Genomic DNA, 13,254 nt, shown 5'->3' on the forward strand with positions numbered 1-13,254 from the left:
TGGAAGCTAAGGCCCGGCACGGCGATGGTACTGCACCCGACAGGGTGTGGGAGAGTAGCACGCCGCCGCAACCAAACTTCACGAAGGCCCCCTGGAAGCATCCAGGGGGCCTTTTCCATATGCCCTTCCCCTTCATCATCCTCCCCCTTCATCATCCTTCCCTTTTCCATCCCCTCTCCCCATCATCCTTCCCTTTTCCATCCCCTCTCCCCATCATCCTTCCTTTTTTTCAGCCCCCTCTCCCCATCATCCTTATTCCCTTTGCCGTCCCGCGGCCGGAGCATCCCACGGGACCCGGGCCGGGGAGGAGCCCCGCCGGGACCCCATCGAGGAGCATCAAAACCCTCCGCACCCCACGATGTATTCTTATTCCGCAGACTTCAAGGCCCCGATGGGAATCCCGTCGGGGCCTTTGTCTATGCGGTGATGTCCGAGAATACTTGAGGCAAATGACTACGCCGAAATCACAGGCGTGGCCTCATCATCATCCTCTGGGGCGGCGTTCTGCACGAGGAAGCCCTTGCCCGCGATGGCACGGGCAGCCCGATCCTGCATGGTCGACAGCAGTACACCAGGCTTGGTGAACAGCAGCACCTTGCCCTCGATGCCGTACGGGGAGAATCCGCTGAACTTCACCAGTGGCGGATTATCCGGCAGCATAATGTCCTTCGTGGTCGCCTGCACCGATTCGATGATTGCTGCGGCGATCGCATCCGTGTCCACATCCTTGCCGCCGCGAACGGTGAACGGAATAGTCGTCATCGATTCGATGGGTTCCGGCATCTTCTCCAACGCGGCGGTGTTGAGCACCGAATTCGGAATCCACATCTCATTGCCGGCGCGTTCGACCACAATCGTATGACGCCACGTCACATCCTTGACGATGCCGGTCGCGCCGTTGATGGAGACCAGGTCGCCGGGCTGCACCACCTTGCCGAGCATGAGTCCGAAACCACCGATGATGTTCGCGATCGTATCCTTCAGACCGAAGGAAACGGCGATACCACCGACGCCAAGCGCCGTCATCAGCGTGGTGGGATTGATGCCGAACACCGGCTGCAGCACGATGCTCGCGGCCAACACCCACAGCAGTACACGAACGATGTTGATAAATATGGAAGCGCTGGGGATATCCGTCTTATCCAAGGCGAGACGCATGCCCTTCGTCACCACCTTGACGACGACGGCGGTGACGACAAGCACGATGATAAGGAAGATGATGCGCGAGGCGTTCGATTCCAGCCACAGCAGCGGGTTTTCGAAGAACTCGCGTATTGATGATTGAGAAATATCCATCCCTCCATCGTAGGGGGTCGATGCTGTACGCCACGTAAAGGAACGCTGGACGGCAAAGGTGGGAACCATGCGACGACGGCCAACGAACTGTGGCATGATGGGCGGCATGGGAAACACTGAGGTGCGCATCACCAATGCGCGTATTCCGGGAACCGATAACATCGTGGATATCACCGTGCTTGACGGCGTCGTCACACGGATCGCGGCGGCGGGGGACGCCCATGAACGGGATAACGGCGAAACGTTCGCCAAACCGGCCTACACCGCCAAATACACCGAAACCGTGAACGCCGGCGGCCGATGGGTCATTCCCGGCCTATGGGACGGACACACGCATTTCACCCAGTGGGCGGCGACGTTCGGCCGCCTCGATCTGCTCGAGGCCACGAGCGCTCATCAGGCCATGGAGATGCTGCGCGACTATCTTGACGACCGTCGCGAATCCCTCGCCGGACTCGACCCCGACACGTTCGTAGTGGGCATGCGGTTCCGCCACTCGCTGTGGGCCGACGACCAACAGCCGTCATTGGCCGCCATCGACGCCGTCGCCGGCGATCAGCCCGTCGCGCTTTCCAGCGCCGACATGCACTGCGGATGGGTGAACACGGCCGCCGCCGAACGACTCGGCGTACACGTCGATGACTCCGGTCTGGTCGGCGAACTCGAATGGTTCGACGCCTACAGCAAGCTCGACGACGCCACCGGCAAGGAACAGCTGAAGCTCGTCAAGGCCGCGGAGCAGGACGCGGCGAGCAAGGGCGTCGTCGGCATTTGCGACTACGAGATGGCCGACACCATCGCCCAATGGCAGAAGCGGTTCGACAAGGGCATCGACAAGCTGCGCGTGCGCGTGGGCGTCTACCCCGAACGAATGGAAAACGCCATCGCCGACGGCTGGCATGGCGGCAAGGAAATCGAAGGCAGCAACGGTCTGGGGCACGTGACCACGATGAAGCTCATCTCCGACGGCTCGCTCAACACCCGCTCCGCCTACTGCTCCGAACCGTACTCGTCCATCACCCCCGAAACACGCGGCGTATTGAGCTACAGCCCCGAGCAGATCGAACACTACATGACCCTCGCCCGCGCCAACGGCTTCGACGTGGCCTGCCATGCCATCGGCGACGCGGCGAACAGCGTGGTATTGGACGCGTTCGAACATACGGGAGCCACCGGCTCCATCGAACACGCACAGCTGCTCAAGCCCAGTGACGTCGAACGGTTCAAGCGGCTCGACCTCGTGGCCAGCGTGCAGCCGCAGCACGCCGTGGACGACCGTGACGTCGTCACCCGATACTGGGGCAACACGTCGGCCATCCCGTTCCCGTACCGCACACTGTACGATGCCGGCGTGCCGCTGCGATTCGGCTCCGACGCCCCCGTCGCCGTACTCGACCCATGGGTGGCGATGGCCGCGGCCGTCTACCGCACCGACAACGAACGCGACTCCTACCAGCCGGAACAGCGCCTCGGCATCCAGACCGCGCTGGAATCCTCCACCTTCGGCAACGGCGCGCAGATCGCGGTCGGCGACCCCGGCGACCTCGTGCTGCTCGACAAGGACCCTTACGCCGCCTACTCCGCCGCCGAACTGCGGTCCATGCCCGTCGCCGCCACCATGTGCGCCGGCCGTTGGACCCACTTCGCGCTGTAGATGAATGTGGGCGAGTGGTTCCATACGGGACATCAACTCCCCTCAGTCGGCCACGCCGACAGCTCCCCTCATTCATGAGGGGAGCCACGATACAGTCGGTTTTTATTAAGCCGACCGGTGCGAATTCATGAGGAGCCACAGCCAAGATGTCGCTTTGCCCTGTTGCATTGGCTCCCCTCCCGACGGAGGGGAGCTGGCCGCCGCAGGCGGACTGAGGGGAGCCCCATAGAGGAACACTGCGGTTTCGCATCCGGCAAAGTCACGGCTCGGCCTCCTACAATGGGCGGTAGGTCGGCATCGGGGCCGACGCCACAACGGCTGATATCCAAGCAGCTAGGAGGTTGCCATGAACATGATGCAGGTAATCAGAACACGCAAGACATGCCGTGAATTCACGGACGAACCGGTGACCAAGGAGCAGATCCAGACCATACTCGAAGCGGCCAACGCCGCGCCCATCGGCATGCACGACTACGAGGCCATCGAGATCTCCGTCATCACCGACCGCGCGAAGATCGACAGGATCGACGCGCTCGCCGGCGCAAACGCCGGTCGCATGGGCACCGGGCCGACCTACAAGGCGCCCGTGCTCATCCTCCTCTCCGGCGAGGAATCCGGCATCGAACGCGGCACCGCCTACTGCAACGCGGCCGGCATCATCGAGAATATGGCGCTCGCCGCCACGGACCTCGGCCTCGGCAGCGGGTACATCCTCGGCGTCATCAAGGCGCTGCAATCGCATCCCGAACTGTTCGCCGAACTCGGCGTCGACGACGGCTACGTGCCTGTCTCGGCGATGACGCTCGGCCATGCGGCCGACACGTCACTGCTTACGGAGGAACGCGAACCGACGACGTCGAACTTCGTCACGCGATTCATCGAATAGACGATGTCCGCCGAATTCCGCCGTATGATATCGACGATATCGACTAATGGCATCGACCATCGTTTGGCTTGTGTCGGGCGAATATTCGCCACCGACGCAAGTCAAACGTTTCTGGACGCTCCTACTGTGAACGTGTTGTCAGCTCTTGGCTGATGTTTGACGATTCGCTTGGCAAACCGCCATTATGGTGTGGAAACACTTTTCAATGGAGGATTCATGGCCAGGCATGCTACACAAGTCACCCGCAAGACGCATCGCGATACCGCCACGCGACTGGAGCATGACTGCATCGGCTCGCTCGAAGTGCCCGCGAAGGCGTATTGGGGCATTCATACCGCGCGCGCCCTTGAGAACTTCCAGGTCTCCAACATTCCCGACTCCACGCATCCGCAGCTCATCAAGGCGTACGCGACCATCAAGCGCGCGTGCGCCACGGCCAACGAGGAACTCGGCCTCATCCCCGGCGTGCAGGCCGGCGCCATCCGCCAGGCATGCATGGAGATCGAGGGAGGCCGCTGGATGGACCAGTTCCCCGTCGACGTGTTCCAGGGCGGAGCCGGCACCTCCACGAACATGAACATGAACGAGGTGATCGCCAACCGCGCGCTGGAGCTGGCCGGCCATAAGAAGGGCGACTACGAGTTCATCCATCCCAACGACGACGTGAACAAGTCGCAGTCGACGAACGACACGTATCCGGCGGCATGCAAGCTCGCGCTCATCGATGCGCTCGGTCCGCTCGCCCAATCGACCGACAGGCTCGGCCGTGCGTTCCACCGCCTCGCCGACCGGCACGCCAACGACGTGACCGTGGGCCGCACGCAGCTGCAGGACGCAGTGCCGATGACATACGGCCAGCAGTTCCATGCGTTCGCCAGCTTCCTGAAGTCCGACATCGCGGCATTCGAGCGTCTGGTGCCGCGTCTGGCCGTGCTGAACCTCGGCGCAACGGCCATCGGCACCGGCATCTGCGCGAACGTCGAATTCCGCGCGTCCGTGACCAGGCATCTGGCGAAGATGACCGGCCTGCCGATCACCGCCGCCCCTGATCCGGTGGCCGCCGTCACCGACATGAGCGTGTATGTGGCGGTCTCCTCGGCGGTGAAGAACCTCGCGATTCACCTCAAGAAGGCGGCCGACGACCTGCGGCTGCTCAACTCGGGACCGAACAGCGGCTTCAACGACATCAACGTGCCCGCACGGCAGGCCGGTTCGAGCATCATGCCCGGCAAGGTGAACCCGGTGATTCCCGAATGCGTGAACCAGTGCGTGTTCTCCGTCTTCGGCATGGACACCACCGTGCAGTGGGCGGCCTCCGAGGGGCAGCTGCAGCTCAACGCGTTCGACCCGGTGATCATCCACTCGCTGCTCAGCGGCATGGAGCTCATCACCCGCGTGATGGACGTGTTCCGTGAGGAGTGCGTGAACGGCATCACCGTGAATGTGGAGGTCGGTCGTCGTTATGCCGAGACGACGCCGTCGATTGCGGCCTCGCTCAACGAGGCCATCGGCTACGAGGACGCCGTGGAGATCGCGAAGGAGGCCGAGGCCAGCGGGCGGACCGTGCGCGAAGTGGCGGGGGAGAAGACCAACCTGCCTGCGAAGACGCTCGACGAGCTGCTTGCCCCCATCACACTGTCGCGCAGGCTCGGGCAGACGTGCCGCGAACGCGTCGATCGCAGCGGACGTGAACGCGGGAATACCCGCGGAGATCGTGCACGTCGATAGTCGTAATCGCCGAAGTGCCGGATTTCCGAAGCACCGAAGCAGTCGTTTGATCGGCGCCTGATTCGTCTGGCGATGGACGACGTCGCATATTCGTGATTTTTCGCCGTGGTCCATGGAAAAGAGTCATTTTTCCATGGACCACGGCGTTTTTTGTATGAATTGCGCTGCGGTCCGCGTACCCACCACCCCTACGGCGTGTTGCGGGGCCGGAATGTGAACTACGGGAAAATTCCACGAATTCGGGGGCTGTGGTGTGGTCGTCAAAGATGACGGCCAATGCAGCAAGAATCGGGGGCAATTACTGTACTCCCGAGGGGTCTTAAGGGGTATGGGGTGGGAGGGTTTTCGTTGATACTATGCCGATTTTGTAGGAACTGTCTATGCGCGTGAGGTATTGCGCATAGGGGTGTATCGACCTGCGTGAGGAGCAGTGTCGGTCGAGACGTCGCCGAAGTGCACGACGAATGCGCGACGGTGTGAGAAAAGAGCGAGAACATGAAGCACAACGAAGATCCGAAGCGTGGAGGGGGTCTCGGCAGGCGTTTCGCCGCCGTGGTGTCCGCGCTCGCGATGCTCGGAACCATGGCCGCAACCGGAACGGCCGTCGCCGCGACCGCAGGGGACGAAGCGACTCCTGATGTCTCCACCACGACCGGTGTGCCGGTCTCCGCAGACAAGGCCGTGCGGTCGGTCCCGGCCCCTCGGGCAAAGGCCGCCGCCGAGCCGTCGGTCTCCGGCTCGCTGCTGGTGAATGAGACCTTCAGGAACTCGACGTTCAGCGAACCGGACAAGTGGTCCACGACCAACGATGCGTGCCTGACGGCCGGTTACGGCAATTGCAAGAACACAGAGGATACCAGCGACATTCAGGGGAACCAGGGAGACGGTTACCTGCAGCTGACCGACGGCAGTACCGGCAAGCGCGGCGCCGTGCTGTACAACTAGGGCATTCCCGCCCGCAATGGTCTCGATATCAGCTTCAACTACTTCATGTATGGGGGCACGGCCTTCGACGGTCAAAACGGCGATGGCATCAGCTTCTTCCTGACCGATGGCGCCGCCACGTTGAAACAGACCGGTGCCGGCGGCGCCGGCATGGGCTATGCCTCGGTGGATGAGGACGGCGATGGCACTCGGAGGGGTGACACGCCGCGTGCCGAAGGCATCGCCCAGGGCGTGCTTGGCGTCGGACTTGATCAGTTCGGCAACTTCAGTGTGCAGCATGTCTATCGCTCTGGTACGACCGATCGTATTACCGGCGGCAACGACTGCCAGACGGAATGGCCGGGCGGCTCCGAACATCTCACTCTGCGCGGCCAGGGTTCGCTCGTCGACGACAAATGGAACGGCGGCTACTGCGTCGTCTCCGAAACCAAGGTGTCCGGCGGCTTCCGCACCAGTGGAAGTCAGTGGAGCGACGCTCCCGGTGATTCCGGCAAGACGGTCCGTGTCATCATCTCCACTCCCGACGCCGATGGCTACCAGACGGTTTCCGTCTACATCAACGGAATCGCCGTGGTCGCGAATCAGAAGCTTGGCTACAAGCTGCCGTCGACCATCAAGTTCGGCTTCTCCGCCGGTACCGGTGCCGCAAGCCAGGCTCAGCTTATTCGCGGCCTCACCGCGCATTCGTTGGAGAGCCTGCCCGACATCAACCTGGTCAAGGCGGTGAACAAGGACACGTATCCGGACGCCGACACGCATGTATTCAAGGAAGGCGACTTGGTGCCGTATGTCTTCACCGTTTCCAACGGTGGAAACACCGACCTCACCAACGTCCAGGTGACCGATAAGCACATCGCCAATATCGAATGCCCGGCGACCACGCTGGCCGTCGGCCACTCCATGACCTGCAACGGCACACTGACGCTGACAAAGGAAATGGCCCGTCCCGGCTCGTTCACCAACACCGCCACGGTAACCGGTACTTCCGGCACGAAGATGGTGTCAGATGATGATTCCGTCACCATCAACACGGTGAAGGGCGTTGAAATCGTCGCTCCGCAGCATCGCAAGTACATCAAGGACAATGGCGACGGCACGTACACGCTGTCGCTGGATGTGACCGGCAAGTCCACCGCCAGCGATGAAGGCAACGGAGTCGACGTGTTCCTGCTCGCCGACACCACCGGTTCCATGAAGACCGACAACCGTTTCGTGAACCTCAAGCAGGCGAGCAAGCAGCTGGCCGATAGCGTTCTGACTTCCGATAACGCCAAGCTCGGCGACAAGGGCGTGAAGATCGCCGCGATTCCGTTTGCGACGAATGCGCCGGCCGACGGCCTGAAGAAAGTCAACTTCACCAACACCGCCAGCGACTTGACCAACACCATCTGTGGAACCGATAGCGATTGCTCGTCCATCGACGACGGCTGGACCATGGACACCTCCGGTGTCGGCGGCACCAACTGGCAGGCCACACTCGACTACGTGAGCAAGAACGCGAACGCCCTCGGTGCCCGTGCCGATGCAAAGAAGATCATCGTCTTCGTCACCGACGGTGCACCCAAGGTCGACAAGAACACCGACAAGAACGTCGAGGAATTCACGCCCAGCCTGTGGAACAGTTCGTTGGACTCGGCCAAGGCCTTGGCGAAGGCGGGATATGAGTTCATCAACGTCGACGTGACCTCGGCGGATTCCGACTCCAGCAAGAGCGTCTACATGGACCCGAGTACGCAGAGCGTATCCACGCAGGTCTGCTCCGCGAAGAAGTGCGACGCATTCAGCGGCAACAAGACCACGACAAACTGGAATAAGGGCGACTGGGCCTACGGCGACTACGATTCCGGCAACCGTCCGACCAAGTGGAAGCTGTCGCTCAACGTCTTCACCGACCGCATCAACGATGCCAAGCCCGGTATCGCTCAGTACCTGAATGCCAAGGGCGGCGACCTGCAGACCGCGTTCAAGAGCATCGTGGCCAAGATCACGCATACCGATACGTCATATCGGAACGTGACGATTACCGACGATCTATCGCAGTATGCGCAGGTCAAGGACCTGACGGCCCAGGACGTTTCCAAGGCCACGGTAATCGCCAAGAACGCCGACGGCAAGGCGCTGGATCCCCAACCGGTGGCCGGCAAGGACTATAAGGTCACGTATACGGCCGGCACAGCCGAAGGCGCAAACGGAGCGTCCACCGGTACGGTGACGTTGCAGTTCCTGAACGATTACGAGCTGAAGTCCGGTTACACCTACACGTTGAGCTTCAACGTTCGCCCGACCAAGCAGGCGTATACGGATTACGCCTCGAACGGCGGGAAGAACCAGGATGGATATGCGGGCAACACGGGCGATGCCGGAACGGATGTTCCGGGCACGGCCGCCGACAAGCAGACCTCCTCGAACAAGCCCGGCTTCTACTCCAACAAGACCGCGACTCTCACCTATCAGCAGTGCGTGACCACGTCGGTGAACGGCGGTGATTCCGCAAGCAATTGCGAGAACGGAGCCCCCGTCTCCTACGCCAGGCCCGTTCTCCAGGTGAAGATCGCCACTGTAACGCTGGTGAAGACTGTGGACAACACGTATGCGGGCAAGTGGGGCGCCGCCCCGAACGCATGGGAGCTGAGCCTGCGCGCCACGGGCTCCAACGGCGTGCTCGTCAATCCGGAGGATTCCCCGTACAAGGGCGTTCCGGATTCCAAGAACGTGCAGTCCGGTTCCTCCGAGACGAAGCCCTCGTGGGCCACGGCCTCGATAAAGGTGCCGGCAGGCAAGTACAACCTGACCGAAATACATAACGATGCCTACCGCCACTCGTCGTTCCCGAACGCGCCGTACCCGTACTACGACGGCTACAACGACGGCGAGAACAACGGCAACAACGGTTCGTGGCAGTGCGTCGCCGATGGCTCCGCGCTGACGGTCGACCATCTCCGCTACGTGACCATTCCGGCCGGCAAGAACGTGACCTGCACGGCGACGAACACGGCCCTGCCCGGTTCGCTGACCTGGACGAAGACCGACCCCGCCGGCACGGCGTTGAAGGGCTCCGAATGGACGCTCTCCGGCCCGGACGGCACCAAGACCGTGACGGTGACGAACGATAAGGGCAACGGTTCGTTCGCAGTGAACAAGCTCGCATGGGGCAAGTACACGCTGCAGGAGTCGAAGGCCCCCAACGGCTACGCGAAAGACTCCAAGAAGTATCCGTTCGCCGTGATTCCGGCGGTACAGAAGGACCAGTCCGGCAACAACAAGGTGGCCGTGGATCCCGCGAATCCGAACGGTGATGTTTCGGACAAGTGCGTGGTGAAACCCGTCAGGCCGGCCGTCGCCGCTCTCGCCGCCGGAGCATCCATCAGGTTCACCGCCGAAGGACTGGACGTCGACTGCGGTGCGTTCGTGAACAACCCGACCGTCGCCGCGCTGCCGCTGACCGGTGGCACCACGGGACGCGCATGGCTCATCGCCTCCGGTGTGCTGCTGGTGCTCGCCGGCTGCTCGTACCTCGTGTGGCGCAAGCGCATGGCGTGATTGCCATTGTCGTCGGGCGGGCTTCCGCTCGCCCGACATTCCCCGCATAATTCAAGATTTCAAGATTTGCGGACTGCGGAAGCCGGCATGGCTACCGCTTCCGTAGTTGCAGAACAACCATTGATGAAAGGAAGAGGAGTTTCTTATGAAGTTGAAGAAGCTTTTCGCGGGCGTCGCGGCAGCGGCGACCCTGCTCGGCGGCATGGCCTTCGGCGCCGCCACCGCGAACGCGGCCGATGGTGACGTCGTCACCGCCGACGCCACGTTCACGTTCACTGCCGACGACACGGCCCAGCTGACCAACCGCACCATCGCGGCCTACAAGCTGGCCGACTACGTGCAGTACGGCTCCGGCGACAGCACCGTCTACGGTGTGAAGACCAACGCCGACAATGCCGCCGTCGTCAACGGTGCGCTGAAGACCGCGCTGAACTCCCAGACCGACGTCGACCTCGCCGATGCGCTCGCCGCCGGCCAGCTCGACGTGTCCGCCACCCGTCCGTGGACGGCCGCCGCCGCCGGTGCCGCCAGCACGACCCGCGCCTTCGCCAACGCCCTCGCCACTGCCCAGGGTCTGAAGGCCGTTAATCCGGCCCCGACGCTGACCGTGAACGGCGCCTCCGCCACCGTGTCCCTGCCCGCCGGCGTGTACCTGTTCCTCGATACGACCGAGGGCAACGCCGACGTGACCAAGGCCGTGCCGATGATCGTCGCCTCCGGTACCGTGAATGATCAGAAGCAGCTCACCAACCCGACCGCCGGTGCCACCGTCGACTTCAAGAACACGAAGAACGAAGAGAAGACCAAGGAGGTCAACAAGGCCACCGCCGCTATCGGCGACACCCTCACCTACAAGCTGACCGGCAAGGTCGCCAACCCGGCCCCCGAGTCCTTCGTCTTCACCGATCGCCCGGGCACGGGCCTGACCGTCAAGGCCGACACCAAGTTCACCGTGACCGCCGATGGCCAGCCTGTTTCCGATTACGCGGTTGCCGGTCTCGATGCAGACCTGCAGGGTGATGGCAACAAGACCTTCACCGTCACGCTGAACAACCTCGCCGCCTACGCCGGCAAGACCATCGTCGTGGAGTACACCGCCCAGGTGAACGAGCAGGCCGCCGGCCTCAAGGACGGCGTGACCAACGAGCTGCTCAAGAACGACGGCAAGACCTACCAGAAGACCACCACCAAGTCCTACGGCTTCGACTTCACCAAGAAGAACGCCGCCGGCCAGGCCGTTGCCGGTGCCAAGTTCCAGGTAAAGAACGGCGACACCGTGCTCAAGTTCTTCGCCAAGGACGGCGTCTACTACCTCGCCGCCGACCAGACGGCCGCCGCCGACAACAAGACCGTTTTCGACACCTTCACGACCCCGGCCAACGGCCAGCTCGTGTTCGGTGGCCTGGGCAACGGCACCTACACCGTTGAGGAGACCGCCGTGGCCGAAGGCTACCAGAACTTCAAGGGCAAGTTCACCGTGACCATCACCAATGCTGATGGTGCGCTCTCCGACAGCGCCACCCTCGATCCGTTCGGCCTCGTCGACCCGGCCAAGAAGACTGTCGTCAACGTGAAGTCCGTCGCCGAGCTGCCGAAGACCGGTGCCGCCGGCATCGCCATGTTCGTGGCCCTCGGCGTCGTGCTCGCCGGTGCCGCCGCTGCGGTGTACGGCAAGTCCCGTCGCATGGGTTCCGCCCTGCGCGCCTGATTGCCCGGGAACGGGCGTCCGAGCGTCTGATGGTTCGGACGCCTGAAACCGCAATCATATAAAGTCGGCCGGGCATCACGCCCGGTTGGCTTTCCCGCGTATTGGACGGCCGGTCGTGCACCCTGTCTCCCGGTCATCCGATACGTATTCGGCGGAGAAACCGTCACTTTGCTTGCAATCATGATGTTGTCTGCCGGCATATCGCCGGTGGACAACATTGTGCTATGTGGGCATCGAGGAATCCCAGTGTTTTCAAGCGAATACGCGTTATATGCCATTCGATTCCCGCTATAACGAAACAAAAGACAACAAACATGTGTCATCGCCCAAAACGTTGTGCTACATTGTTTTCCATATTTGAGCGGTGCCTATAAATAAATATTCTTTGTGCATCCGGTAGACCATGGGGGCGTCAGTTGCGCGTGCAATCACGCCACGTCCGTCCCGTATTCGCCGGTATGCCAGCCAACAATCGCAATGTGTGATGGTCAACGACGAGGGCAAAATATCGACAAATGGCCGCAGGCATGGTGTTAGGGTAACGCAATCGATTGCAAAACCGGTTTCATGGCTGCGGCGTCGAATCGACCCCAATTGTCGACCACGTGCATTGCGAACCATAACGCTGAGGCTTCGGCTGAGGCTTCATGCGGCAAACCCTAATAGTCGCGAAGGGGGCAAATATGTCGGTGAGTGAATTCACGAACGACGAGATTACATACCTGCGCTCGCTGCGTGCCGTGGCGCGCGTGGCGAATGGTCGGATTCGATACACCGAGGCGTTCAAACGCGACTGTATGCGGCGCTACGCCGCCGGAGAATCCCCCGCGAAGATCTTCCGCGACGCCGGACTCGACTCCTCGCTCATCGGGTACAAGCGCATCGAACGCTGCATCGCCCGCTGGCGCGGCCTGTTGACCGACAAATCCCTGATGGCGCAGGCGTCGGGAGTCGACGCGCATGCGGCAGGGCAGAGCGCGGACGGTTCCGCCGCGGGCGCCGATGCCGAGGTGCCTGATATTGCGACTGCGGCGGGCTCGTATGATTTTGCCGCAGGCGATTCCTCTGCACGCAGAGATGACGCTGGCGTTCGGCATGAAGGAACGATGGACGATGACGCTCTGTACGAGTTCGAGCCCAAGCTGCATGTGCGTTCCGGCCGCCGTGACCTGCGTGATCTGCTGATCGCACAGCAGGTGCGTCGCATCGACGAGCTCGAGCACGAAGTGGTTTCGCTTAAGGCGGCGTTGCTCGATGAAGGCCGAAGCAGAGCGGGCTCCGGGAACAATGGCGGTGATGCCGTCTCCGATGATGATGCCACTGCGCAGGATGCCGCCGGGGCTGCCGATGATGACGGTGCGTCCGCGACCGCCGCCTCGGATGGGGAACCGGCCTTTTCCGACCTCCACAAAACCGCTACCCCCCCCCCTATCACGCATTCGATACTAGCGAAAACCACGGGTTTGTCGTCCAATCATGACGGTGCCGCCGTATTGC

At 62.1% G+C, this 13,254-nt stretch carries 8 protein-coding genes; 7 read left to right on the forward strand and 1 reads right to left on the reverse strand.

Annotated features, from left to right (window positions below):
- Positions 1-453: 453 nt before the first annotated feature.
- Entirely contained in the window at positions 454-1,296 is an 843-nt protein-coding gene (locus CS006_RS03885; RefSeq protein ID WP_100510503.1) for a mechanosensitive ion channel family protein, read from the reverse strand.
- A gap of 97 nt (positions 1,297-1,393) precedes the next feature.
- Between CS006_RS03885 and CS006_RS03890 the strand changes: the two genes are divergently transcribed.
- From CS006_RS03890 to CS006_RS11095, 7 genes are all read left to right on the forward strand, one after another.
- A complete protein-coding gene (locus CS006_RS03890; RefSeq protein WP_100510880.1) occupies positions 1,394-2,950 on the forward strand; it encodes an amidohydrolase in 1,557 nt (518 codons plus the stop codon).
- Positions 2,951-3,302: 352 nt separating this feature from the next.
- The gene (locus CS006_RS03895; protein WP_165777233.1) at positions 3,303-3,836 is read left to right on the forward strand and encodes a nitroreductase family protein; all 534 of its coding nucleotides are present in this window, start codon (positions 3,303-3,305) and stop codon (positions 3,834-3,836) included.
- Between the two features lie 216 nt (positions 3,837-4,052).
- Complete coding sequence (locus CS006_RS03900; protein ID WP_100510505.1) at positions 4,053-5,564, forward strand: aspartate ammonia-lyase; 1,512 nt, start codon at positions 4,053-4,055, stop codon at positions 5,562-5,564.
- 495 nt (positions 5,565-6,059) lie between these two features.
- Entirely contained in the window at positions 6,060-6,509 is a 450-nt protein-coding gene (locus CS006_RS03905) for a hypothetical protein (protein ID WP_100510506.1), read from the forward strand.
- Between the two features lie 120 nt (positions 6,510-6,629).
- Positions 6,630-10,049 (forward strand): DUF7604 domain-containing protein, encoded by a 3,420-nt coding sequence (locus tag CS006_RS03910; RefSeq protein ID WP_165777234.1) that lies wholly within the window; start codon positions 6,630-6,632, stop codon positions 10,047-10,049.
- 145 nt (positions 10,050-10,194) lie between these two features.
- Positions 10,195-11,757, forward strand: a complete 1,563-nt coding sequence (locus CS006_RS03915; RefSeq protein ID WP_100510508.1) for an isopeptide-forming domain-containing fimbrial protein — start codon at positions 10,195-10,197, stop codon at positions 11,755-11,757.
- 683 nt (positions 11,758-12,440) lie between these two features.
- The coding region (locus CS006_RS11095) for a hypothetical protein (protein WP_207760000.1) at positions 12,441-13,254 on the forward strand (814 nt) is incomplete at its 3' end.

This window comes from Bifidobacterium primatium (assembly GCF_002802875.1).
GTDB classification, from domain to species: Bacteria; Actinomycetota; Actinomycetes; order Actinomycetales; family Bifidobacteriaceae; genus Galliscardovia; species Galliscardovia primatium.

Bases quoted from the DNA above. Each gene is read 5' to 3' on its own strand.
- CS006_RS03885 (WP_100510503.1), bottom strand. From the start codon at position 1,296: ATGGATATTTCTCAATCATCAATACGCGAGTTCTTCGAAAACCCGCTG.
- CS006_RS03890 (WP_100510880.1), top strand. From the start codon at position 1,394: ATGGGCGGCATGGGAAACACTGAGGTGCGCATCACCAATGCGCGTATT.
- CS006_RS03895 (WP_165777233.1), top strand. From the start codon at position 3,303: ATGATGCAGGTAATCAGAACACGCAAGACATGCCGTGAATTCACGGAC.
- CS006_RS03900 (WP_100510505.1), top strand. From the start codon at position 4,053: ATGGCCAGGCATGCTACACAAGTCACCCGCAAGACGCATCGCGATACC.
- CS006_RS03905 (WP_100510506.1), top strand. From the start codon at position 6,060: ATGAAGCACAACGAAGATCCGAAGCGTGGAGGGGGTCTCGGCAGGCGT.
- CS006_RS03915 (WP_100510508.1), top strand. From the start codon at position 10,195: ATGAAGTTGAAGAAGCTTTTCGCGGGCGTCGCGGCAGCGGCGACCCTG.